This window comes from Pseudoalteromonas sp. K222D (genome assembly GCF_017653575.1).
Taxonomy (GTDB): Bacteria; Pseudomonadota; Gammaproteobacteria; order Enterobacterales; family Alteromonadaceae; genus Pseudoalteromonas; species Pseudoalteromonas nigrifaciens.
In genome coordinates this window covers 46,601-72,706 of the sequence record NZ_JAGGDL010000013.1, presented here as the reverse complement: position 1 = coordinate 72,706, position 26,106 = coordinate 46,601, and the positions used below count along the sequence as shown (strand labels likewise).

At 40.0% G+C, this 26,106-nt stretch carries 19 protein-coding genes; 11 read left to right on the top strand and 8 right to left on the bottom strand.

What is annotated here, in order from left to right; genetic code table 11:
• The first annotated feature begins 78 nt into the window (after positions 1-78).
• Complete coding sequence (locus J5X91_RS08720) at positions 79-1,236, top strand: benzoate/H(+) symporter BenE family transporter (protein ID WP_208834427.1); 1,158 nt, start codon at positions 79-81, stop codon at positions 1,234-1,236.
• Between the two features lie 231 nt (positions 1,237-1,467).
• On the opposite strand, the gene hemH is transcribed toward J5X91_RS08720, so the two are convergent.
• The gene (gene hemH / locus J5X91_RS08715) at positions 1,468-2,487 is read right to left on the bottom strand and encodes a ferrochelatase (RefSeq protein ID WP_011329752.1); all 1,020 of its coding nucleotides are present in this window, start codon (positions 2,485-2,487) and stop codon (positions 1,468-1,470) included.
• A 494-nt stretch (positions 2,488-2,981) separates the two neighbouring features.
• On the opposite strand from hemH, the gene J5X91_RS08710 reads away from it, so the two are divergent.
• A complete protein-coding gene (locus J5X91_RS08710) occupies positions 2,982-5,525 on the top strand; it encodes a TonB-dependent receptor (protein ID WP_208834426.1) in 2,544 nt (847 codons plus the stop codon).
• 421 nt (positions 5,526-5,946) lie between these two features.
• A complete protein-coding gene (locus J5X91_RS08705; RefSeq protein WP_011329754.1) occupies positions 5,947-6,147 on the top strand; it encodes a ribosome alternative rescue factor ArfA in 201 nt (66 codons plus the stop codon).
• A 174-nt stretch (positions 6,148-6,321) separates the two neighbouring features.
• Here the strand turns inward: J5X91_RS08705 and J5X91_RS08700 are convergent, their stop codons facing one another.
• From J5X91_RS08700 to J5X91_RS08690, 3 genes are all read right to left on the bottom strand, one after another.
• Entirely contained in the window at positions 6,322-6,705 is a 384-nt protein-coding gene (locus J5X91_RS08700; RefSeq protein WP_011329755.1) for a VOC family protein, read from the bottom strand.
• A 27-nt stretch (positions 6,706-6,732) separates the two neighbouring features.
• Complete coding sequence (locus J5X91_RS08695) at positions 6,733-7,137, bottom strand: hypothetical protein (protein ID WP_011329756.1); 405 nt, start codon at positions 7,135-7,137, stop codon at positions 6,733-6,735.
• A 462-nt stretch (positions 7,138-7,599) separates the two neighbouring features.
• Entirely contained in the window at positions 7,600-8,613 is a 1,014-nt protein-coding gene (locus J5X91_RS08690; protein WP_208834425.1) for a LacI family DNA-binding transcriptional regulator, read from the bottom strand.
• Between the two features lie 541 nt (positions 8,614-9,154).
• Here J5X91_RS08690 and J5X91_RS08685 point away from each other — a divergent pair.
• From J5X91_RS08685 to J5X91_RS08665, 5 genes are all read left to right on the top strand, one after another.
• Entirely contained in the window at positions 9,155-11,848 is a 2,694-nt protein-coding gene (locus tag J5X91_RS08685; protein ID WP_208834424.1) for a family 20 glycosylhydrolase, read from the top strand.
• A gap of 163 nt (positions 11,849-12,011) precedes the next feature.
• The gene (locus tag J5X91_RS08680) at positions 12,012-12,905 is read left to right on the top strand and encodes a BadF/BadG/BcrA/BcrD ATPase family protein (protein ID WP_208834423.1); all 894 of its coding nucleotides are present in this window, start codon (positions 12,012-12,014) and stop codon (positions 12,903-12,905) included.
• Positions 12,906-12,942: 37 nt separating this feature from the next.
• Positions 12,943-13,941, top strand: coding sequence for an SIS domain-containing protein (locus tag J5X91_RS08675; RefSeq protein ID WP_208834422.1), 999 nt, complete (start codon positions 12,943-12,945; stop codon positions 13,939-13,941).
• Positions 13,942-15,069, top strand: coding sequence for an N-acetylglucosamine-6-phosphate deacetylase (nagA, locus tag J5X91_RS08670; RefSeq protein ID WP_208834421.1), 1,128 nt, complete (start codon positions 13,942-13,944; stop codon positions 15,067-15,069).
• 29 nt (positions 15,070-15,098) lie between these two features.
• Positions 15,099-16,406 carry a sugar MFS transporter gene (locus J5X91_RS08665; protein WP_208834420.1) on the top strand — a complete coding sequence of 436 codons (1,308 nt, stop codon included), beginning with the start codon at positions 15,099-15,101 and terminating at the stop codon, positions 16,404-16,406.
• 142 nt (positions 16,407-16,548) lie between these two features.
• On the opposite strand, the gene J5X91_RS08660 is transcribed toward J5X91_RS08665, so the two are convergent.
• A complete protein-coding gene (locus tag J5X91_RS08660) occupies positions 16,549-18,048 on the bottom strand; it encodes a DUF2235 domain-containing protein (RefSeq protein WP_208834419.1) in 1,500 nt (499 codons plus the stop codon).
• 161 nt (positions 18,049-18,209) lie between these two features.
• The gene (locus J5X91_RS08655) at positions 18,210-19,514 is read right to left on the bottom strand and encodes an NAD(P)/FAD-dependent oxidoreductase (RefSeq protein ID WP_179807749.1); all 1,305 of its coding nucleotides are present in this window, start codon (positions 19,512-19,514) and stop codon (positions 18,210-18,212) included.
• Positions 19,515-19,787: 273 nt separating this feature from the next.
• Between J5X91_RS08655 and J5X91_RS08650 the strand changes: the two genes are divergently transcribed.
• Both J5X91_RS08650 and J5X91_RS08645 read left to right on the top strand, forming a co-directional pair.
• Positions 19,788-21,734: a RecQ family ATP-dependent DNA helicase gene (locus tag J5X91_RS08650; protein ID WP_208834418.1), complete on the top strand. Its 1,947-nt coding sequence runs from the start codon at positions 19,788-19,790 to the stop codon at positions 21,732-21,734.
• 116 nt (positions 21,735-21,850) lie between these two features.
• Positions 21,851-22,159 carry a YkgJ family cysteine cluster protein gene (locus J5X91_RS08645; RefSeq protein WP_176359701.1) on the top strand — a complete coding sequence of 103 codons (309 nt, stop codon included), beginning with the start codon at positions 21,851-21,853 and terminating at the stop codon, positions 22,157-22,159.
• Between the two features lie 97 nt (positions 22,160-22,256).
• Here J5X91_RS08645 and J5X91_RS08640 read toward each other — a convergent pair whose 3' ends face one another.
• Positions 22,257-22,874 (bottom strand): glutathione S-transferase, encoded by a 618-nt coding sequence (locus tag J5X91_RS08640; protein ID WP_208834417.1) that lies wholly within the window; start codon positions 22,872-22,874, stop codon positions 22,257-22,259.
• Between the two features lie 49 nt (positions 22,875-22,923).
• Positions 22,924-23,952, bottom strand: a complete 1,029-nt coding sequence (locus tag J5X91_RS08635; RefSeq protein WP_208834416.1) for an NADP-dependent oxidoreductase — start codon at positions 23,950-23,952, stop codon at positions 22,924-22,926.
• A 481-nt stretch (positions 23,953-24,433) separates the two neighbouring features.
• Between J5X91_RS08635 and J5X91_RS08630 the strand changes: the two genes are divergently transcribed.
• Positions 24,434-25,639, top strand: a complete 1,206-nt coding sequence (locus J5X91_RS08630) for an anhydro-N-acetylmuramic acid kinase (RefSeq protein ID WP_208834415.1) — start codon at positions 24,434-24,436, stop codon at positions 25,637-25,639.
• Positions 25,640-26,106 lie beyond the last annotated feature (467 nt).

Here is a 26,106-nt window from a genome sequence, read left to right as displayed (position 1 = left end):
AATTAGACCTCTTGCTAATTGCAAAGTATTTAACTGCCACGTATGTTAAAAATATAACAATAATAAATAGAGAAACTTATGGCAGGGATTGATCAGTTAGTTAGCCGTGTAATGGCAGGGTTGGTGGCCGTTATTATTGGTTTTACCAGCTCAGTAGCACTGATTTACCAGGTAGTTATTGTGCTTGGCGGTACGCCTGAGCTAGTAGCCAGCTGGATTTTAATGCTGGGCTTGGTAATGGGCAGCACCTCTATTATTTTATCGTATTATTATAAAGTGCCAATATTAATAGCGTGGTCGACTACAGGGGCTGCACTGCTAATTTCTACCGCCGATGGCTATAACCTAAATGAGGCCGTAGGGGCATTTATGCTCTGTGCACTATTGGTATTTTTATCGGGAATGACGGGCTGGTTTGAAAAAGTTATGAACCGTATTCCCAGTGAGCTTGCCTGTGCCATGCTTGCGGGCGTATTAGTTACTTTTGGCATTGACGTATTTAACTTTATGAACGAATTACCGTTAATGATTGGCTTAATGGTATTAGTTTACTGCATAGGTAAACGTTACTTTGCACGTTTTACTATGTTAAGTGTACTAATAACCGGCGTATTACTGGCGTGGAATATGGGCCATATTGATACCAGCAACTTGCAATGGCAAGCTAGTAGTTTTGCTTATATAGCCCCAAGTTTTAACTTTCAGGCATTTATTAGTATTAGTATTCCTTTATATATAGTAACCATGACCTCACAAAACTTACCCGGTATTGCAGTACTAAAAGCCCATAATTATAAAGCGCCAATTTCGGCGTCACTTAATGTAACGGGTTTTATTAATTTAGTAACAGCGCCATTGGGCACCTATTCAATTAATTTAGCTGCCATAACAGCCGCCATTTGTATGAGTGAAGATGCAGATAAAAATCCCGATAAACGTTATTGGGCGAGCATAGCCGGTGGCGTTTTTTATATTATTATGGCGCTGTGCGCAGCAACATTAGTAGCCGTAGTGGCCAGCTTACCGCAAGCATTAATTTTAGCCTTAGCGGGTATTGCATTATTTGGCACTATTGCTTCAAGCCTGCAGCAAGCACTGCATAGCTCACAATATAGCGAAGCCGCCATAATTACATTTTTAGTCACTGCGTCAGATTTAACCCTGTGGTCGGTAGGCTCTGCCTGCTGGGGAATTATAGCCGGCGTATTAACGCTATTTATTATCCGTAAGGGTTAAAAGTAGGTTGTAGGGAAGCGATTAGGCGCTAGGTTTTAGGCGTATAAAAATTAAAAAACTCACCACTGGGTGCTACTCCTTTGTGGTGAATTTTCACTTTTACCCGTGCACAAGGCACTAAGCAGACAAAAGGTTTTTTACTAAAGGTGCGATTAAGCTACAGCTACAGCAAACCAATCTTAGTCAGTTAATACCTAAAGCCTGATACCTAAATCTGCTCTTTTACTGCCTTTAAAGCATTGGTTTTAATATATCAAACATAGCGTCTATGTGATCGTCTCGCTCGTTTAGTGCAGCAATGTAACGGTATTTTTCACCGCCGGCATGTTCAAAAATTTCACGGTTTTCGCCCTCTAACTCCTCGAGGGTTTCTAAGCAGTCAGCACTAAACGCGGGGCTAATTATGGCAATATCTTTAATGCCTTGTGCAGGAAAGCTTTCAAGGGTAGCGTCGGTATAAGGCTTTAACCATTCTGCTTTACCAAAGCGGCTTTGAAAGGTACTTATTACTTGGTCTTTATCAAGGCCAAGCTTTTCGATTACTAAACGTGTGGTTTGTAGGCATAAACAGTGATACGGATCGCCTCGTTCTAAAAATAGTTTAGGCATACCATGGTACGAAAAAACGAGTTTTTGTGGCATACCATTGGCTGCTAAATCTTCGCTAATACTGTTAGCTAACGACTCTATGTAACGCGTATTTTTGTGATAGCCGTTTATAAAATGCAGCTCAGGAACCCAGCGCCATTTACGCAGCACGTTTGATACCGCGTCAAAGGTTGAGCCCGTAGTTGGGCTTGAGTATTGTGGGTATAACGGTAATACAATTATGCGCGTAAGGCCTTTATCGCGAAGTTGTTCCAACCCAGCTTCAATTGAAGGATTGCCGTAACGCATAGCCATAACCACTTCGGTATTGGTATAGCCATGCTCTTTTAATAGCGCATTTAATTTTAGGCTTTGCTGGCGAGTAATATGGGTAAGTGGTGAGCCGTTTTCGGTCCATATACTTTCATAAAGCTTGGCAGAGCGTTTTGGGCGAATACGTAAAATAATACCATGGAGAATAATCATCCATACAAAACGTGGTATTTCTACAATACGTGGATCTGATAAAAACTCACGTAAATAAGTACGCAAAGCACTTGCTGTTGGCGCATCAGGGCTGCCTAAGTTGGTGAGTAATATGCCTGTTTTTTGATTGAAACGCCCATCATGGGGATTATCGGTAACGGCAGAAAATCGCGACACGTTATGCTCCTTCAAGCAAAATATTCAGAAATAACTATTAAGGCATAGTGTAACGAAAAAAAGCACTGTTTAGATCAATCATTTAGTTGTTTTAATTATAATTTTAAAAAATCAGCACGATTAGATACTTTGAGGTTATTACTTTTTATATAAAAACTAAAAAACCTGCCATTTTAGTGCACTGTAAACACCAGGTTACAGACTGTAAAGCTAAGTAACCATGGTTTGGCTGTAAAATGAGCAGTCAGTGAGTTGAAGGCCAGTGTAAATAATACGTTAACTTTTTAATATTTAAAATAAAATGCCGAATTGCTGGTATTTTAACCTATTAAAGGTGTTAATTTTCTATTTTAGAAGTTATTTGCATACATAGACTAATTATTTATGCGTTTTAGTATCTTTTTATTTATATATGTTGCTAGGATGTTGGCAGCAAGGTTTGTATGTAACAGCCTTTCATAAATTATAAAAACACACAAAACAGGGTCGTCACTATGTCAACATATCGTTTAAACACACTCGCTGTTGCCGTTGCTTTTGCTTTTAGTGCACCAAGCATTGTTAACGCACAAGAAGCACCGGTTAAAGCTGTAAAAAATATTGAGCAAATATCAGTATTAGGATCACGCGTATCAAATCGTACTTCTACTGAATCCTCATCTCCTATTGATTTAATTGACGCGGACGATCTAAATAAAGGTGGCTTTACCGAACTTGGGCAAAGCTTACAAGCAACCGCACCTTCATTTAACTTTTCGCGTACGCAAGTATCTGACGGCTCTGATTTATTTAGACCTGCCACTTTACGTGGTTTACAGCCAGATCAAACACTAGTATTAATAAATGGTAAGCGCCGTCATAATCAAGCCATTTTTGGTTTAACCAGTACGGTTGGTGGTGGTTCAGCAGGCACCGATATGAATGCGATTCCGTTAGTTGCTTTAAAAGGTGTTGAAGTATTACGCGATGGTGCAGCAGCACAGTATGGCTCTGATGCTATTGCAGGGGTTATTAACTTATCGCTTAACAATTCAACTGGCGTTACTACAGGTTATGTACAATATAGCGAAACCGGCGAAGGCGATGGCGAAACAGTATCGGTTGGCTTAAACCGCGGTTTTGATTTAGGCAGCGAAGGTGGGTTCATTAACCTATCACTTGAGCACCGTGATGCACAAGGCACTAACCGTGCAGAGCGCGATATTGGCGGCTCACTCGATGTAGCACCTGGTACGCTTTCTAAAGATGTACGCTGGAGCCAAGGTAATGCAGAGAGCGAATTTACCTCACTATTTTATAATATGGCACTGCCAGTTGGTGGCGATAATGAACTTTACTCATTTGGTGGCTATTCTGAACGTACCGCTTTAGGTAATGGTTTTTACCGAAACTTTAATGAAGCTGGCAAAAACGTAACTCAAGTATACGCAGATGGTTTTTTACCGCAGATTTTTAACGAAGCACAAGATATTTCACTTGCACTTGGACTTAAAGGCGAAATTAATACCGACTGGGGATACGATGTATCGGCGGTGTATGGTGAAAACCAATACGACTTTACTTCACGTAACAGCATTAATGCCTCGTATGCGGCAGAGTATGTTGCTAATAACCCAAATGCGAGTGACGCTGATATAGCGGCTAATGCGGGCCCAAGTGGTGGGTATTCAGGTGGTTTCCGTTTTGATCAAACTACAGTTAATGCCGACATTAATGGCATTATAGATATTGGTCGTAGTGAGCCTCTTTATTTGTCGTTTGGCGCAGAGTACCGTAAAGAAAATTACGAAATAGTCCCAGGGGAAGAAGCTTCTTATGCGTGTGGTTTAGCTAATATGGATACCTCGTATCCGTCAGTTAACGATCCTAATCAATTTGCAGAGTGTGGTTTTCAAGCTTATAACGGTTTGCGCCCTGAAGCGTCAAATTCACAAAGCCGCGACAGCTATGCATTTTATGTAGATGCAGAAACCATGATCACCGATGCATGGAACGTAAGTGGCGCACTTCGCTACGAAGATTTCTCGGATGCAGGCGATGATTTAATTGGTAAATTAGCAACGCGTTATGAATTTAATGATGACTTTGCTGTGCGCGCTGCAGCATCAACAGGCTTTAGAGCACCGTCGTTACAACAAAGTGGCTATACAGCATTTACCACTAACTTAGGCTCAGATGGCACGTTAAGCCAATCGTTTACAGCAACCACAGGTTCGGCATTTCCTTCTGCTTTAGGAGTTAATAGTTTAGAGCTAGAAACATCTAAAAACTTAAGCGCAGGCTTTGTTTATGATGTAACCAGCGAGCTTTCGTTAACGGTTGATTTTTACCACGTAGAAATTAAAGACCGTATAACGCTAGGTAGTTTATTGTCAGCAGACGATGTGGCATTTAGTGCAGAGGCAGTTGCTGCATTACAAGCAACCGGTGCAGTGCAAGCAAACTACTTCTCAAACTCTTTAGATTCAACTACACAAGGTGTTGATATTATTGCATCTTACCGTACTGAACTGGACGGTGGTAACTTAGGTATTACTTTTGCGGGCAATCTAAACGAAACTAAAATTGATAATGTAAATGCAGCACCTGGTATTCCAAAAAATGTCGCGCTTGATGATATACAAAGCAGCTTTTTAACAGACGGCCAACCAGGTGAGCGTGGTACGTTAACCTTTGATTATGAGCGCGATGCTTATAGTTCAATGATACGCTTTAACTACTTTGGCGAAACCGATGTTAAATACTTTGCTAACGACCATATTTCGTTACCTGGGTTTTTATCACCTACGGGTTCGTTTAAGCCTACCAGCACGGTTGAGTCAGCAGTATTGGTTGATTTAAACGTGACTTACCAAATTAACGATACGTTTGCTGTATCGGTTGGTGCTGATAACGTATTTGACGAAACGCCAGATGAATTAGGTGATGATGAAGTACTTAACTTTATCTCTAATGGCGGATTTAAATACCCATTACGTGCCGTACCTTATGGTTTTGATGGCCGTAGCTACTATGCAAAATTAAGCTTTAGCTTTTAATATTTAATAGCAGCTAAACAGTAACAAGCGCAGTTATTTACTGCGCTTTTTTTTGCCTTAATTTTATACAAATGAGGGCTGTGAAATAGGGGGAAAAGGGGGAGTGACATATTTTTTAAATGGCGCTTTAAATCACTTGCAAGCTTGTAAATTAAGCATACAATCGCCATATCTAAGTAACCTGAACTTTGGATAATAAATATATCTCAAGCAGCTACTTTCAGCGCTAACTGCGTTGAATTTACTTGCAATAGGCCAGCTATTGACGCGTAAATTCGCCTTGTTTTCACTGAAAATCTCTGGCTAGAGAAAATAAATTTAAATATAACTATGATTTAGTACGTTAGTAAATCTCTTAACCAGAGTTCAGGTTAAATAACATACAATCTATTTTATAATTAGTTAGTTTATAGGAAAAATGATGACTAAAAAATCGAAAGCAAAAACGGCCACTAACAGCGCCGTAGATACTGGCCGCGGTGTTATTAGGCACAATGCGTTGGCTGCACTGGTTACTTCTAAGGTGTTTAAACCACAAGTGGTTAAAGCTAAAAAAGGTAAAGGCTCTTTCAAGCGCAGCAACAAACATGCAGGACAAGAGTCCTATTTAATCGCCGCTTAAATAGCTGTGATCAAATAGGGCTTTTAGTTAAAAATTAGGTGCTAGGTAGGTTAAACAAATACTTTAGTTTTCAAAGCTAATTACTACCTAAAGCCTGCTCGCCCCCCAAAATGAAAAAGCGGACTGACAGCCAAAATGGCCGACAGTCCGCTGTTATCAAATATAAGACCCTAGTTATGCTGCTTTAAAACAGTATACTGCAAGTTTGTTACCGTCTAAATCACGAGTATAAGCAGCGTAGGCATTAGGAGCCCAACCGCGAGTACCCGGTGCGCCTTCATCAGGGCAACCTGCTGCTAAAGCCGCTGCATGGAAAGCATCTATTGATGCACGATCAGGTGCTTCAAAGCTAACCATAGTGCCGTTACCCACAGTTGCAGGCTGGCCGTTGGCAGGTTTTAGTACAAAGAAAGACGGTGCGTCTACGCCCCAAATTGAACCATTGTCATCTAAATCTGCAATACGCTTAAGACCAATAATACTTAATACGTTGTCGTAAAAGGCGCGAGCCTTGTTTAAATCGTTTGTGCCTACTGTTGTATGTGTATATATGCTCATAGTGTATTCTCCGAAATTTAATAAAATTTATTTAGGTGTAAACATGCTATCTGCAGTGCGGTGTGCGGTATATACGGCTTCACCATCACTTTGAGCATCAAATATAACGGTAACATTAGGCGTGAAAAGCACAACGTCGCCTACTTCTGCTACATATTTATTGCCTTGTAAATCGCGCATCACAATTTTGCCTTTAGTGATTACTTTGTATTCTACAAATTCATAAACAAATTCAAATTCAACGCCAGGCTGCATAGCAAAAAAACCAACCGTTAAGCCGTTTGAGTTATCGGTGACTGTCAGCTCAGCCATCTGACTTTTTAAATCTTTAACTTCAAGCAAGCCCGCAAGATCGTTAAGTTTATAAGTGCCCGCTTTAAATAATTGAATGCTTGGCTCTTGAGCAAGTTTAGTGGTAACAGATTGAGTCATTAATGTGATCCTAATATGCTGTACTGAAACATCAGTATCTATAAATTGTTTAATGCTTAGCGTCGGTGCATTGCTGCTGTTTGACCCATGAGCCGTACTTTACATTGTTTACCACAAATGATAACCGACATGAAAATCAAAAGACTTTTACCTGGCAGTAACAATGTAGAAAAATTAAAGGTGGGGGAATAAATAGGTTAACGGTAATAAATTAAATATCAGCAAAGGCTCGCCAAGTAAGATAGTGGTAGTGGTAGTGGTAGGTAGGAATTTATTGGTGTGTGTTTGTGGTTACCAGCACACCAAACTGCGGAGCGGGCAGGCGGTGCGCGGCAGAGCTAGCATGAAATTAAAGCTTAATAACAAAAAGCACGATGTAAAAATCGCACTTACAAGTAAACCCAAACACCGAGCTTGGCTAATCTTTACCTAAAACTTGAGACCTAAAGCCAGTACTTTCCCTTAAATTTTTGTTGTTGAATCTCGTACTAAAAGTTCGGGAGTGTAGTGCTTTACAATATCGCGGGTGTCGCCATTGCGAATTTGTGCAATGAGTAAGTTAGCGGCATCTTCGGCTATTTTATTATTAGGTTGATCTGCCGTAGTGAGCTTTGGCCAAGTTTGACGCGAAAACGGGCTGTTTTCAAACCCGGTAATAGAGAGCTGCTTAGGTACGTCAATATCCATTAATCGCGCAGCAAATAATGCACCAGCGGCTATTTCATCATTACAAGAGACTATCGCAGTGGGTTTATTTGTTTGATTTATTAATGTAGTAGCCCCAGCAACACCTGAGTCGAATGAATACTCACCGGCAATAATAAGGCGTGGGTCTAGGGCAATATTGTATTGCTTGAGAGCTGCTTTGTATCCCTCTAACCGCTCAGTTGTTGAGTTATGCTCAGCTCCCCCTGCTAAAAAGCCGATTTTATTATGACCATTATTGATTAAGTGTTCGGTAATTGCTTTTGAGGCAAGATTATCGTCAATCATAATGCAGGGAGTTAGTGTATCTGGGGCGCTGTGCCCTGAAAGAATACGCACAATTTTAATATCAAGTTGGGTTAGTTGCTCAACAAAGTTAGGCATTTCTGAAAAAGGGGGGGTGAGAATAATACCGGCAATACGCGTACGTTTTACCATGCTGGTAACTTCGTTAATTATATCGACTTCTTTTGCATCGCATGGATGTATAAGTAGTTCAAAGCCTTGTTTTTTACATGCATTTAATATCCCTCTTTGCATGTCAATAATATAGTAAGCATTAGGATTGTCGTATATGTAGGCGATACTATAAGATTTTGTGCCCGCTAAGCTACGCGCTGCTAAATTTGGGTGGTAGTTTAGCTCACTGACCGAGCGCATTACTTTTTCACGCGTGTTCTGACGTACGGAGGCTTCGTTATTCATAACTCGCGATACGGTTTTTATTGATACACCCGCATGTTTAGCTACGTCGTTTATAGTCGTTTTCATATAGTTAATATACCTTTAAATACTATTGTTGGTATTGAGTTTATTTGCTTGTACTAATAGTTATTAGGCTATTAACAGTACTACGATTATTGTTATAGACGGTTAAATTATAAAGAAATACGCTGAAATTGACAGCTAATTTGCATACCGCACTGATTATTAATTATGCTGCTAGGTAGTTTAAATACCTTTTAATACAAGATGATAATGTATTTTTTAAAATCCCCATGTGAATTTATTGTATATATTATGTATTTGTATGTAGCTATAAAAATAAAAACGCGGTAAAGTTACCCATTAATGACAGCGTTGTCATGAGGTTTTGGTTAATATTACTGTTTTTAGCTCTTTGTTACTTTTTTAAAAGTAATAAAGTTAAGTTGCTGCCAAGTTTAAGTTTATTTACTAACCTCACCTTAAAATTTAATGCATAAAATCAACATATAATCATCAGTTTAAGGTGTTTTAATGACCTTAATCGATAAGTTATAGGATATGTTTATTAAGCAGCCAAGTTAGTTATATAAAGTGAGAAAAAAGTATGCCGATAAGATTATTACTCATTTACTGCTGTATAGCGTTTGGCATAACAGCCTGTCAAAGCAACACTGAAGATACTGCAAAAATTAAAAAACAGACGCTTGAACCTGCCACAAATACTGCAATTGACTTAATTGCACAAACGTTACAAGTTAAATATCAGCAAAGCGATAACCGCCCGTCTGCCAAGTGTGATCAGCAAATTGAAAGTGGCAATTGTTATAAAGTAAATTTACAATTAACAGCAAATAATAGTATTAACTATACGCAGTGGAGGGTTTATTTTAGCCAAATAACACCAATTCAAACCGCGATAAGTGATGAGTTCACTATTAAGCACGTTAATGGTGATTTACATGTTATAGAGCTTAGCGAGCAATTTAAGGGTTTTCAAGCCGGCGAAACTAAAACAATTACCTTTTATGCTGACTTTTGGTCATTATCAGAATCTGATGCAATGCCAAATTATATTGCGGTTAATAATAATGACTATGCGCAAGTTATTAATAGTACCAAAGTAACGCAGGATGCAGATACAGGGTTAGAAAACCGACCTTATATTGTGCCGTATACAGATTTAGAACGTCAATTTAAGCGCACCAAAAATGATAAAACACAATGGTTAACCGCTGAGAGTTTATACGAACGTAATAAAAACTATGACTTTGCGGCGTTTATAAACAACAAAAACAGCTTAAGTAAGACCATTGCCCAGCAAATTATTCCTACGCCCACAAAAGCAACCTTTAGTAACATAGCAACACTTGATGTTAGTTCGGGCATAAATTTTCATTTTAATAATATAAATACAAAGTCGGTAGCAGCGGCAATATCACGTTTTGAGCAGTTAGGAATACAGATAGTTAAAAGCACAGCGGCTGTTAGTGTTAATTTAGCCTTAGTAGCAGATAATACTCAGCCAAACGGCAGTTATACTTTAGCAATTAAGCCAGATGCAATTTATATAGAAGCAGGTGATGAATCGGGCGTATTTTACGCTATTCAAAGCTTGGCGAGTTTATATCAAATGGGCCTGAGTACACTGCCTGTAGGTACAGTTACCGATCAGCCGCATTACCAATTTAGAGGTGTATTAGTTGATGTAGCGCGTAATTTTCGTGATAAAGAATTTATTTTAAAGTTACTCGATCAAATGGCGGCTTATAAGCTTAATAAATTGCATTTACACTTAGGTGATGATGAAGCGTGGCGCCTAGAAATTCCATCGCTGCCAGAGCTTACTGAAATAGGTGCAAAACGTTGTTTTGATACCACAGAGCAGCACTGTTTAATGCCACAATTAGGTGCAGGGGTTGATCCCTCAAGTAGCGTAAATGGTTATTACTCTGTTGCTGACTATCAACAAATACTTAAAGCAGCGAGTGCGCGGCACATTCAAGTGATCCCTTCGCTAGATATGCCTGGGCATTCGCGTGCGGCCATTAAAGCGATGACAGCGCGTTATAATTATTACATGCAAAAAGGTGATAAGTTAAAAGCAGAGCAGTTTTTGTTACACGATCCCCTTGATACTACAGTATATTCCTCGGTTCAACATTATAACGATAATACTATTAATGTGTGTTTAGAGTCGTCTTATGCGTTTATAGCTGAGGTAATGCAACAAGTAAAAAATATTCACCATGAAGCGCAGCACCCATTAACTCGCTATCATATTGGTGCCGATGAAACCGCAGGTGCTTGGACATCATCTGTGGCTTGTAATACTTTTATTAAAGAAAATACCTTAGGTATTACTAAAGTATCTCAGTTAGGCAGTCATTTTATAGAACGCATAGCTGGTATGTTAGCGAATATGGAAATTGAAACCGCAGCTTGGAGCGACGGCTTATCGCATACAGATCCGCAAAAAATGCCCGCAGTAGTGCAAGCAAATAGCTGGGATTTATTAATGTGGAATGGTCATCAACAGGCCCATAACTTTGTAAATAAACAGTGGCAAGTAGTGCTTTCAACTCCTGACGTTTTATATTTTGATTTTCCTTATGAAGCCGATCCTAAAGAACATGGTTATTATTGGGGATCGCGGCAAATTAATAGTGAAAAAGTATTTCAATTTATGCCTGACAACCTGCCTGTGCATGCTGAGTTTTGGTTAGACAGGGAAGATAACCCTTATGTTGCCGACGATACATTAAAAGTAAATGAGCAAGGAGATGTCATTTCAGCTCCACTGGCTAAAAACAAAGCATTTTTAGGTGTACAGGGACAATTATGGAGCGAAAATATTCGCAGTAATAATATGGCTGAATATAAGCTTTTTCCGCGGTTATTATCCCTAGCTGAGCGGGCATGGCATAAGGCGAATTGGGCTGTACCGTACAACCATAATGGCGGTATTTATAGCCAAAATAGCCATCACTTTACTAAGCAATTAAAGCAACAACGAGATCAACAATGGCTTACTTTTGCAGCCACTATGGGCTTAAAAGAGTTTGCTAAATTAGAAACTGCAAAAGTACATTATCGAATTCCAAGTGTTGGCGCCAAAATTGAGAAAGGTGTGCTTTATGCCAATATTGCCTTTCCAGGTTTATTACTTGAATACCAAACATTAGACGGCCAATGGCATGATTATAAGCACCCCGTTGCTGTGAATAATGATGTATTTGTTAGAGCTAAAGTTGCCTCGGGTATTCGCTATGGGCGCATGTTAAAAGTAACATTTAATTGATCCATTGACCTTTTGATTGAAAGGATTACAAAAAAGTAATAAATATGTAAATAAAGAAAATGACAACGCTGTCATTTGTGTTAGTATTATATTTATTACAATCTAAGATTCGTTGTTTTATTAAGGTTTTTTACAGCGGGATTGAACACAATTAGAGGTGAAAATGTTCACAAGTGGTATTAATAAAAATGAACTTTTTATAGGGATAGATGGCGGCGGAACTAAATGTAAAGCTGTTATTGTTAACGCTAAAAATGAAGTGTTAGGCAGTGGTATTGCAGGCCCAGGTAATCCTTTACATGGGTTTGAGCAGGCGACTACCTCTATAGAGCAGTCGGCACGTTTAGCGTTACAAGATGCGGGCTTAACAGATGTTGCGCTATCAGAGTTAATCGCAGGTGTAGGTTTAGCAGGTGTTAATTTACCTAGCTTATTTGTACAAATGCAGCAATGGCAGCACCCTTTTAAAAACATGCATTTAACCACTGATTTAGTGATTGCCTGTTTAGGCGCTCACCATAGCGAGGAAGGTGCTGTAATAATTACCGGTACAGGTTCATGTGGCTTTTCATTTGTGAAAAGTAAATCATTTATGTTGGGAGGCCATGGGTTTCCTCATGGCGATAAAGGCAGCGGTGCCTGGATTGGTTTTGTTGCCTGTCAGCAGGTATTAATGGCGCTTGATACGTTAACGCCACAAACCACTTTAACTAATTTAGTGCAGTCTCATTTAGAGGTTAATAATACGATGCAAATGGTTGAAGTGATTGCTAATAAGCCAGCCACATTTTTTGCGCAAATAGCGGGGTGTGTTTTTAGCGCTGCAGCAAAAAATGATGCTATTGCAATAGCCATTATAAAAGATGGTGCAAGTTATATTAGCGATATTGCCCGTAAATTATTAGCACAAACCCCGTCAAGACTTGCATTAATTGGTGGCTTATCAGAGGTTATGACGCCTTGGCTAGACGCCGATATACAAAATAAATTATCAGCCCCTTTATCGCCGCCAGAAATTGGTTCGGTACTGTATGCCAAACAGCAACAAGTTAAATAATTTACGCTTAGGTTAAATACTTAAAATAGGATTAATTATGTTTCAAACATTAATGGAAAAAGAAGCTGCGCAAGCGCCAGATATTATTCAGCAACAGCTTATTGCTAATCAATTATTAGTTGAAAAAGTAGGCCAAAAGCTACGTGAATTTGCACCTAAAATGGTTATGATGATTGGCCGAGGATCGTCGGATCATGCTGGTGTATTTGGGAAGTACTTAATTGAAATTGAAGCGGGTATTCCGGTTAGTTCAGCAGCACCTTCAATAGCGAGTGTGTATGGTAAGTCGTTAAACTTACAAGATGCATTAGTTATTGTAATTTCTCAGTCAGGACGCAGCCCAGATATTATTGCACAGGCCGAAATGGCTAAAAAATCAGGCGCTTACTGTATTGCTTTAGTAAACGATGAAAGCTCACCACTGCGAGACATAGTGGATGAAATTATACCGCTAAAAGCAGGTGACGAAATGTCGGTAGCCGCAACTAAAAGTTATTTAGCAACGCTGTCTGCTTTAGTACATATAGTGGCAAATTGGACGCAAAACCAGCCATTAATAGCGGCGTTAAATGAGCTACCTACAGCAATGAAAACCATGGTCGAATCACCAGTGCAACTTACCCCATCTGCCCTTGAAGGGGTTAAAAATATGGTGGTGTTGGCGCGCGGCTTAGGGTTTTCTATAGCCAAAGAAATGGCCTTAAAGCTTAAAGAAGTGTGCGCTATTCATGCTGAGTCATTTAGTAGTGCAGAGTTTTTACATGGGCCAGTGACGCTAGTTGAACAAGGTCTAGTTATTTTAAATTGTGCTGTAGCTGACGAAACAGCCTCCTCGCACCAGTTGCAAATAAATGAAGTGGCTCAACGTGGTGCTCAATTAGTGCAATTAAATCAAAATAATATTACGATTCACCCACGTTTGGCACCATTTTTGGTATTACAACGCTTTTACTTAGATGTAGCAAAAGTTGCACTTAGCAGAGGTTTTAATCCAGATGAGCCAAAAGGGCTTAAAAAAGTAACAAGGACTTTATAAATGTCACCACAACGCATTTATGTAAAACAATTTTTTGATGGCGATAACTTTATTAAAAACAAAGTGTTGTCCATTGAAAATGGCATCATTATTGGTATCGATGACGATTTACAACAATATGATGAAAAGTTAGCAGGCTTAGTGGCACCGGGTTTTATTGATTTACAAGTGAATGGTGGCGGCGGTGTGTTATTTAACAACACGCCTTCGGCAGAGGGGGTTAATACCATGTTGTTAGCCCATGTAAAATATGGCACAACCGCTATGTTACCTACCTTGATCACCGATACTGTTGAGGTAATGCAACAGGCGGCAGATGCGATTGCAGCGGCTATCGCACAGAAAGTACCGGGTATTATAGGTATTCATTTTGAAGGGCCGCACTTATCGATAGCAAAAAAAGGGGCGCATAGCGAAGCATTTATTCGCCCAATTTCAGCCCAAGAATGGCAAATATTATCGCGTCAAGACTTAGGCAAAGTAATTGTTACTTTAGCGCCTGAAAATGTTTTAACTAGCGATATAGTTAAAATGCGCGAACTCGGTATTCATGTTTGCTTAGGCCACACTAATGCAAGTTATACAGTTGCTCAACAGGCAGTAAATGCTGGCGCAACGGGGTTTACTCATTTGTATAATGCAATGTCTGCGCTGCAAGGGCGCGAGCCTGGTGTAGTAGGCTGTGCATTACTTAATGATAATACCAGTTGCGGATTGATTGTTGATGGTCATCATGTTGATTTTGCATCGTGTCGTTTGGCATTAAAAGCTAAGCCAAAAGGCAAGGTGTTTTTAGTGACCGATGCTATGCCTCCGGTGGGAACCAAAGACACTGAATTTGCATTTTTTGACCGCACTGTTTATTTGCATAATGGTAAATTAACGTCAACCACTGGTGAGCTTGCTGGATCTGTTTTAGATATGGCAACCGCAGTAAGAAATTGCGTTAATTATTTACATGTACCGCTCTCAGAAGCGCTAAAAATGGCCAGTTTATATCCGGCTAAGTATATAGGTTTGCCAGCTCAATACGGACGATTAGTAGTAGGGAGTCGAGCCGATTTTGTGGAGTTTAATGATCAACAACAAGTAACTAGCACTTGGATTGGCGGTGCTCAGCTTTTTTAAAAAATATAATAAATATAAAGGAAAATAACATGACAACAAATGTTATGGATACATCGAAAAAAAGTAGCGTGCTCCCAATGGCTATTGTTGCGGTATTATTTTTTATACTGGGCTTTGCAACTTGGTTAAATGGCTCATTAATGCCTTATTTAAGCCAAATATTGCAGCTAACTCCGTTTCAAGGAGCGTTAATTTTATTTTCGTTCTACATTGCAGTTACTTTTACTGCAATACCCTCAGCTATGCTAATTAAAAAAGTAGGTTATAAAAATGGTATGGCATTAGGAATGGGACTAATGATGGTTGCTGGGTTGTTGTTTATTCCTGCGGCTATGTCACAGTTTTTTCCTTTGTTTTTATTAGCGCAGCTAGTAATGGGCGCAGGGCAAACTTTATTACAAACAGCAGTAAATCCATATGTTGTTCGCCTTGGTGCTGAAGAGTCGGCCGCTGTACGTATTAGCATTATGGGAATATTAAACAAAGGTGCCGGCGTTATAGCGCCCATGGTATTTACTGCACTTATATTGAGTAACTTTAAAGGAACTGTCGGCACGGTATTAACTCAGCAGCAAGTAGATAATATGGCTAATGGCTTAATTTTACCTTACCTAGGCATGGCCGTTTTTATTGGTATACTGGCTTTTGCAGTAAAAAAATCACCTTTGCCAGAGCTTATCAATGAAGATAATAACTCGGACAGTTGCCAAGGTGAAATACGCGAAACCTTATCTCATCCAAATTTAGTATTTGGTGTTATTGCTATATTTTTGTATGTGGCCGTTGAAGTTATTGCAGGCGATACCATAGGTACTTTTGCGTTATCGTTAGGAGTTGAAAACTATAGTGTAATGACCTCCTACACAATGATGTGCATGGTATTAGGCTATATTTTAGGAATAATGCTTATTCCGAGATTTATTTCTCAGCAAGCAGCTTTAACCGTCTCGGCACTGCTAGGTTTGGTAATAACATTTAGTATTTTATTTATTGATACGCAATCGTTTGTAGTGGCTAATGCGCTGTTAGTGCCATTAGGCGGTGCACAACTGCCAGATATTTTATTACTTATTGCATTTTTAGGGTTAGCTAATGCGATTGTATGGCCTGCGGTTTTTCCGCTTGCTCTATCAGGTATGGGTAAGTTAACCAGCACCGGATCTGCACTGTTAATTATGGGTATCGCCGGCGGCGCGTTTGGCCCGTTACTGTGGGGTTTACTCAGTGGTATTAGCTCATTACAAACAGGCTACTCGGTAATGCTACCATGCTATTTATTTATTTTATTTTATGCCGTTAAAGGCCATAAAATGAAAAAGAAAGTAGTGCCCGCTTAACGCTTAAACTACCAATTTATAAATTTTAGCGCCTAAACAGGCATTATAGCTTTTAGCATATATAATCTAAAAAGCGCGATATAAAATTGCAGTTAAGCAAGCCTAAATACAAGGTTTGCTTAATTTTTACCTGAGCGCTGTTTTATTTTAACCTCGTTACTTTTACTTTAATTTTACCGGCGTTAGCGCCATAAAATCGGCTTAAGTCGTTGGCAAATGGAGTAAATTCGCCTGATTGCACTATTTTAACATCTGCGCCGTCGGCTATTGCAAATAAGTTCTTGTCACTTTTATTAATAGCGCCAATTAACGAAAACCACTGTGCATTTGGCAGTCGTCTAAATGGCTCGAGCAATGCCATAGAGATTTCTTTTACGCCAAGTTGCACGTCATCGCGGTGCCAGCCAAGCGCAGTACATTTTATACTGTCGTCAAACCAATACTGATCAGGGTAAGGGGTAAAGCGATACGTTGCGCCTTGCTCTAGCATTAAACCAGTGGCGTTGTAGGCTTCGCTGGCAAATACCACCACATCTTGGCTTTGCTTTACTGCCAGTACGCTCATATTTTGGTTAGCAAGCATAATATGTGCACTTAACCCGGTAAAACTAAGTTGGGTATTATCGTTATAGATTATTTTATAAGGCAGGTTTTTAAGTGACTCTGGGCGGTAACTGGTGAGTTTGTTAATGCGTTCGGCCACGCTGTGGTGCACTAATGGCTCAAGGGGACTTGGTTCGTTATCTATCAGTACATAGCATTCTCTATCTACTAGTTTAAAAAATGGGTTAAACCAAAAATAATTTTGCTGATGGCTTAATGCCAACGGGTCGGGTGTAATTGTTATATCGTCTTGCGCGATTACTTTATTGTTAGGTAGTAAGGCTATATAGTCAATATCGTGACTGGTTAAAAAGGTGATATTTAACGGCTGCGAGATTAACCACTCTATTGCATAGCGTAAGCAAATATCGGCTAAACCATCGCGATAGTAACCGCCACCAATATCAGAATGCGCACCAGCAAACCACAATTCGGTAATGTTGCTTTGTTGGTTCATTAGTGTGGGTTCAAACGCGCGACGCTTTTCATCCAGGGCTACAAAATGTAAGGCTTGAGTAACATTACTTGCTATGGTGTGGTTTTCAAAAATTACATGCTCTGCGCCACGGGTCGCTTTGGTTATTTTTGATAAACCAATAGAGGCAATAGTGTCAAATACACACAGGTATACTTGCTCACTTATTAATGGTTCTAATAATTTTGCTAAGCGCCTAGCGAGTGCAGCGCCTCGGCTAAAACCAGTTAATAAGACAATGTCGCCTAGCTTATAATGGCTTTTAAAATCACTTAGGGCTTGTTTTAAAATGCTAGCTACATCGTCGTTACGTGGTGCGAGTGTTTGATTTAAAAAACGTTTTAAGCGGCTGCCTTTAGTACCAATACCTTGATAATAAAAACTAAGTTGATTGGTTAATTTAGTATTAGGAGAGTTATTAAGTTGTCCGCCAGCGAGTAAGTGTAGTTTAAGAATATTAGAAATACTGCTGTCTTCTTTAAAATGATCAGCACTAAACTGCTCGGCGTCTCTAGGCTCAGCACCGGTGCCATCAAAGTTAAAAATGAGTGTTTTAGCCGTCATTGCATATTACCTCCTAAGCTTTTTTACTTTATACCCAAAGCAAGCCTTTGAAATGCTGAACTTTGCATTTTGAGATGGTTTGGATATATAACGTAAAAGTGTTAAATATTAATGACAGCGGTAATAAATTCACCGCTGTGGTGTTTAAACTCTGCAAAACTTTAATGTAACTTCATTTTAGGGCGTACCACGCGCAGTATTTTTTCGCTGATCCACAAGGCAAAGGTTTTTGCACTGCCGTGAATGGCGCGTTGATGCATGCGATAGAGCGAAATATACATAAAGCGGGCAATTTTACCTTCAATAAAAAAGCTATTACTGGTGAGATTACCCATTAAATTACCAACTGTACTGTAGCGAGACAGATTAACTAAAGAGCCGTGATCGCTGTACTTAAAGCCACTCAATGGTTGCTGTTTTAATGTGGCTATAAGATTTTTTTCAACACATTGCGCCATTTGATGCGCCGATTGCGCCCGCGGTGGCACTTGTTTGCCGTCGGCTTGGGTAAAGGCGCAGCAATCGCCCAATACAAAAATGCTGTCATCAACCGTGCTTTGTAAAAATTGGTTAACTTGAATTTGATTGCTGCGAGTGAGCTCAAAAATACCTAGGTCTTTAATAAAATCAGGAGCTTTTACTCCTGCAGCCCAAAGCATAATATCGGCATTAATGTGCTCATCGTCTTTGGTAATGAAGCCGTGCTCGGTGGCCTCTTTTACTTGCGTTTGTTCGCGTACATTAACCCCTAATTTTAGCAGCTCGCGCTTGGCACTAACGGCAATGCGCTCGGGAAGTGCGGGTAAAATGCGTGGCCCGGCTTCAATTAAATGAATATGTAAACGTTTGGACGACATATTAGTTAAGCCGTATAGCTTTAATAACTCAGAAACATGATACAACTCAGCCGAGAGTTCTACACCGGTTGCGCCGCCGCCCACAATGGCAATGTTTAATGATTGTTGTTGATTGTCGTCTTGGTGCAGGCGGGTAAAGCTGTCGAGTAACGAATGCTGAAAGCGCTCTGCTTGCAGATTCGAATCTAAAAAGTAGCAATGCTCTTTTATCCCAGGAGTATTAAAGTCGTTACTTACGCTGCCTATGGCAATAACAAGGTGGTCGTAGCGCACGTTGCGCTCGGGTAAAATAGTGTGGCCTAATTCGTCATAAAGTGGTGCGAGGGTAATGGTTTTATTGCTTTGGTCAATATTACAAAATGTACCAAGCTGAAAGCGATAATGATGTTTAGCGGCATGAGCGCTGTACACTACGCCGTCTAAATCTGGGTCAATAGAGCCGGTCGCTACTTCGTGCAGTAACGGCTTCCATATGTGGGTGCGGTTTTTATCTATGAGTAGTATGTCTGCGTGTTTTTTCTTTCCTAGTTTATGTCCTAGTTGGGTTGCAAGCTCTAATCCGCCAGCCCCACCGCCAATAACGACGACTTTAGGTGTGGTAATATTCATAACGCTGCCTTTAAAAATAATATACCCAAATAATCTATGTAGAATTATTTTTTTGAGGTTACTTGGGTATGAATCAAGTTATTTTGGCAAAGGCTAAACTCGTTATTTATATGGCTATATTCTGCGCCTAAATAAAGGATGTGTCAGCAAAAAATAATGAATAAGTTATACTCACACTTTTAAAGCTAAATAGTGTGTATTTTTATACTTACTTAGGTTTTACCGTGTAGGAATATTTTTCCTTTTGAGGGAAATATTTAAACAGGATATTTTATGACCCCTTCATTAATTCAATCACTTGAGCAACACTTTGGCTTTAATCAGTTTAGAGGCGGGCAGCAGCAAACCATAGAGCAGTTGTTAAATGGGCAATCGTCGTTGGCAATATTCCCAACCGGCTCGGGTAAGTCTTTGTGTTATCAATTAACCGCGTTGCATTTACCGCATTTAACCTTAGTGGTATCGCCCTTATTGGCATTGATGAAAGATCAAATTAGCTTTTTAAACAGCAAAGGTATTTATGCTGCCAGCCTTGATTCGAGCCAAGATCAAATGCAAAGCAGTACCGTAATGAACGATGTTCGCAGCGGTAAAATTAAAGTCTTAATGGTGTCGGTTGAGCGCTTTAAAAATGAGCGTTTTAGAGAGTTTATTAACCAAATAGCAGTGTCTATGTTGGTTGTTGACGAAGCGCACTGTATTTCTGAGTGGGGACACAACTTTAGACCCGACTACTTAAAACTACCACGCTACCGTGAAGAGCTTAATATTCCGCTGGTATTATTATTAACCGCCACCGCGACTAAAAAAGTAAAGCGCGATATGGCCGAGCGCTTTGCCATTGCCCCAGAATGCATTGTACAAACCGGTTTTTACCGCGCTAATTTAGACTTAAGTGTGCTGAGTGTAAAAACGGCGGATAAAAATACCGAGCTTGCTAACATTATTAGCGCACAAAATGGCCCAGGTATTGTGTATGTTACCTTGCAGCAAAGTGCCGAACAAGTGGCTAATATGCTAAGCAATCAAGGGCTGCAAGCGGTGGCGTATCATGCTGGGCTTGAAGATACACTTAGATGGCAAATTCAAGATGACTTTATGGGTGGTAGAATTAATGTAGTAGTGGCTACGATTGCTTTTGGAATGGGCGTAGATAAAGCCGATATTCGCTTTGTTATTCATTACGACTTACCTAAATCGATTGAAAACTACAGCCAAGAAATAGGCCGAGCAGGGCGCGATGGTAACCCGTCACAGTGTTTTACCTTAGCCAACCTTGATGGGTTAAATACTGTAGAGAACTTTGTGTATGGCGACACCCCAGAGCTAAGCGGTATTGAGCATGTAATTAACGATATTCGCCAGCACCACAGCTCGCAGCAGCAATGGGAAATGCAAGAATATAGCCTTTCAAGCGACAGTAATATTAGGCAACTTGCGCTTAAAACTTTGTTAGTACAGCTAGAAATGCAAGGTGCAATTACGCCGCAATACGCTTACTACGCCGATTTTAAATATAAGTTTTTGGTTGATAAAAACGAGTTGCTAGGCCAGTTTGATGAGCAGCGCCAAGCATTTTTAACGCAAATATTTAGCCATACCGATTTTAAAAAAGTATGGGGCACGCTTAATTTTGATAGCCTGACACAAGCCGCGCAAGTCGATCGAAAACGAGTGGTTGCGGCGCTTGACTACTTAGCCGAAAAACAGCTTATTACCCTAGAAACCAAACGTATTACCCAAGTGTATAAAGTACATGGCGAGGTGATAAATAACCCTGAACTTGCGCAGCAACTGCATGATTACTTTACCGATAAAGAACAAGCTGAAATAAAGCGTATAGCTGCATTAGTACGCTTTTTTGAATTGCAAAGCTGTTTAAGCTACAACCTTGCCCGTTATTTTGACGATCAAAATGCGCCTCAGCAATGCGGCCATTGCTCAGTATGCAGAGGCCACAGTGTTAAGCTTGAATATTCAGTGCAAGCAGATGTTGTTGATGAGAGTGTAATTTATCAAAAAGTAGATGAGTTTTTACAGCACCTAGCCAGTAAAGGCATTAATAACGTAGGTATAGAAACCCAATGTCGCTTTTTAGCGGGCATGAGCGTGCCTTTATTTGCACGCAATAAAGTGCGCCAATTGAGTGGTTTTGCGCTGTGTGAAGCGATGCGCTACAGTGATATTAAAGCGAAATTACTGGCGCGTCAGCTAGCATAATATTAGCTAAATTTAACCTAGTTAGCCTTTAAAATAGCCCCTAGAGATAGATTTACTCTGCCGATTTGAGCTTAGTTGGTGTATCCTAGTGGCTTACTTTATTTTATTAAGCCACTATGCCTCAAATTGTTATTCCGGTTAAAAACCTCACCACCACCCCAGAGCCTGTTACGTGTGCTAATTGCCAAGCCTGTTGCTGCCAATTAGAAGTACGCATAGTGACAGATACCGGCGTGCCATTTCATTATATTGAATATGATAAATGGGGCAGCGAAGTAATGAAACGTGCCGATGATGGCTGGTGCCAAGCGCTCGATCGCAACACACTCATGTGTTCTATTTACGAAAACCGCCCATTAGTATGTCGCGAATTTGAAATGGCGTCGGATGAGTGTATTACCGAGCGCGAACTAGGCGGAATTTAAACTATTACAGTAAACGTAAAAAGGGCCCAAGGCCCTTTTAAAATGTGTACTAACTTAATGCAATTGGTATAACTGTAAAGCTAATACCAGACAATTATTAATCGTATTTAGCTTCAAGCTCTTGTGCGGTATGAAACTTCTCATGGCTTTGTAATTGCTCATCGTACTTAACTAGGTTTTTAAAGTGTGCTAGTTGACCTGAGTTTTTAACGATTTCGACAATAAACGACATCATAAAATCGGCGCCGGTTAGGGTGTCGCCTACTAAGTAACGCTTGCCTTCTAGGCGATCGTTAAAGTAGCTTATTACTTTAGCTGTTTCGGCGTCGGCGTAACCTTCTAAAAACTGGGTTTTAGCGCCATCTTTTAATACAAACATTTTAAGCAGCAGCGGTAAAATAGCTGAGCTTTCGGCAAAGTGTAGCCATTGCTGATAATCAACATAATCGCGAGTGCCTGCCTTAGGCGCAAATTTTCCGTTACCGTATTTAGTAATGAGGTAATCGGTAATGGCGCCCGATTCGGCAACAATAATCCCATCATCTTCTATCACTGGCGACTTACCAAGCTGATGAATATGTTTAAGTTCATCTGGGGCTAAAAAAGTGTCTTTATTACGCTGGTAAGCAACAATTTCATAATCTACTGCTAATTCTTCTAGTAACCAGATGATACGTTTTGAGCGTGATTTATTTAAATGATGTAGCTTGATCATAGTAATCCTTGTTGCGTTGCCATTTTGTACAGATAACAACGCATTAAATTTAAAGTGGGCTGTTAATTTTAACTACAGTTTTACCGAAGTTTTTCCCGCTGAGCATATCGTTAAAGGCAGTAATGGTATTTTCGATGCCTTCTACCATATGTTCGCGGTATTGAATTTTTCCATCTTGTAGCCATTGCTGCATAGCGGTTGCAAACTCATCATAACGATGGCCGTAATCGTCAAAAATAATAAAGCCTTGCATCTTAATACGCTTAGAGAGTATTTGCCCCATTAGCATACCCAAACGATCAGGGCCTTCTGGTAAGCTGGTTGCGTTATACTGCGACACTAAACCACACACAGGTACGCGTGCTGATGTATTGAGAAGGGGTAATACGGCGTCGAATACCTTGCCGCCCACATTTTCATAATAAACATCAATACCATTATCACAGGCTTGTTCAAGTTGCTGTGCAAAATTATCTGCTTTGTGATCAATACAGGCATCAAAACCTAATACTTCTACTGCGTACTTACATTTTTCACTGCCACCGGCAACACCGACGACTCTACAGCCTTTAATTTTTGCAATTTGGCCAACGGTAGCGCCCACAGGGCCTGTTGCTGCAGCAACGACCACGGTTTCACCTGCTTTAGGTGCACCAATATCAAGTAATCCCATATAAGCGGTAAAGCCCGGCATTCCCATAATACCTAGTGCATACGAAGGATTAGTAGGCTCTTTGCCTAATTGCATTAACCCTTCGCCGTTGCTAATAGCGTAGTCTTGCCAACCAGTGTAAGCCAATACCCATTCGCCTTCGCTAAAGGAGTCGTTTTTAGACTCTTGAACTTGGCATACAGTTGCCCCAACCATCACGTCGCCAACATTTACTGGGTCGGCATACGATTTAGCGTCGCTCATGCGGCCACGCATGTAAGGGTCCAGGGATAAGTAAATGGTACGCAGTAATACTTCACCATTTTTTAATGGCGGCAGCTCTAGTGTTTTTAATGCAAAGTTTTCATCGGTAGGAGCACCGTGTGGGCGTGATGCTAACGTGAGTTGTCGACTGGTTGTTGACATATAAAATCTCCAATAGATGAGTGAACTACTTTGATCTGAATGTTTTAGTTTGTGTTTAAAGCAAAGTTGAAACTAAACAATAATACGCAGATAAGTAGTAAGAAACCTGAGCTCCGGATAATAAACTTATCTCAAGCAGCTATTTTCAGCGCTAACTGCGTTGAATTTACTTGCAATAGGCCAGCTATTGACGCGTAAATTCGCCTTGTTTTCACTGAAAACCTCTGGCTAGAGAAAATAAAATCAAATATAACGATGATTCAATACGTTAGTAAATCTCTTAACCAGAGCTCAGGTTAAGTATGTATATCTTAATACAGGAGTTTTGGGCACACGGTTAAAAAATCAACCCCAAGGTGTGAGTATTTACTCTAAGGTGAGTTTATAAGTGGATTAACTGATTTCTATAGCGCTATAACTTTTATTTAAACTACTCTAAAATGAATGCTATTAACTTAACAACAATAGATGCGAAATTATTATGCACCCACACATTAGTAAGCTTTATAACAGTGCGTTAAAGCCAAGCCGATTAATTATAGGCCTAATGAGTGGTACCTCGTTAGATGGGCTTGATGTTGCCTTATGTAAAATAACTGCCGCGGGTGTGCATACCCAAATTGAGGTTTTAAAGTTTACTACGGTTGATTATAGCGATGATTATAAAACAAAAATAAAGCAGGTATTCGCCAAGCGTGAATGCAACTTAGAATACCTTACGTTATTGCACCCTTGGGTTGGTAAATTACATGGTGACATGGTTAATCAGTGTTTAAAAAGCTGGCAAATAAACCCAGCCAACATAGATGTAATAGCCAGCCACGGACAAACTATTTACCATTGTCCTAAAAGCCAGCATCAGTATAACGACTTTAACAATGGCACTTTACAAATTGGCGATAGCGACCAAATAGCTGTTACTACAGGTATTACTACCATTGGCGATTTTAGGCAAAAGCATATAGCAGCAGGCGGCGAGGGCGCACCACTTGCCGTGTATGGTGATTATTTGTTTTTTTCAAGCTCTGACGAAAACCGTATTTTACTTAATATGGGCGGTATAGCTAACCTCACTTTTTTACCCCAAAATGGCGATAGCAGTGCAGTATTTAGCTCTGACATTGGCCCATGCAATACCATTATGGACGCCTATGTGCAGCGTTATTTTAATAACATGCATTACGATGAAAACGCTGCGATAGCGAAAGCGGGCGTTATTAATACTGCGTTACTAACAGCGCTTTGCGACAATCATTTTTTAACCCTAAAAATGCCAAAAACCACTGGCCCTGAAGTGTTTAATCTGGCTTATTTAGAGGCTGCGCAACAGGCTTCAAATACCCAAAAGTTAAGCCATCAAGACGTAATGGCCACCTTAAGCCGCTTTACCGCAGAGGTTATTGCTAATGCGTTAAATACGTGCGTAAAAATAGCGCCCAATAGTGTGGTGTATGCAAGTGGCGGCGGCATTCACAACTTACTCTTAATGCAACATTTGGTAACGCTTTGTCCGGCTATTAAAGGTTTTAAAAACACTCACGCATTAGGAGTTGATCCCGACGCGAAAGAAGCGGTGCTTTTTGCTATTTTAGCTAACGAATGCCTAGCCGGTGAGCAGCTACACCTTAATAATAAAGCCCAAGGAATTGCCGGCGTTACTATGGGTAAAGTGAGTTTTGCAGATTGAAACCACATATTCTAAGCTTAAGTTTTTAGGTGAGACCTAGCCAAACTCACTGTTTGGCCTTTGCATAACTGCGACTGACTGTTTTAGGGTAAGCTTATTTTTTTGCGCTGCCATTAGCGTGAATATTGTTTTGTAGTAATTAATTGCAGCTGCGCTTTAATTATTATAAAAATGTTATTGCTTATTTACTTTTTAAAGATGCACCAATCCTCCCTTAGTTTCGCCCCTCAGGCCTTAGTGGTGCACTTTTATAACTAAAAAGACCAAACCCATCCAAATCAACTATGCGCTTTTTTAAAACATAAGGCATAGTTATTAAATGCAGTGTAAATAGGCTGTTAATAACTATTTTTGACTATATATATTCATATAATCTGAATGTATATTCATTTCTTAGTTGACTCAGCGTTATTTTACGGCTAGTTTTTATCCCCCTTTGATTAAAGTTTTCACTAATAAATACTGCG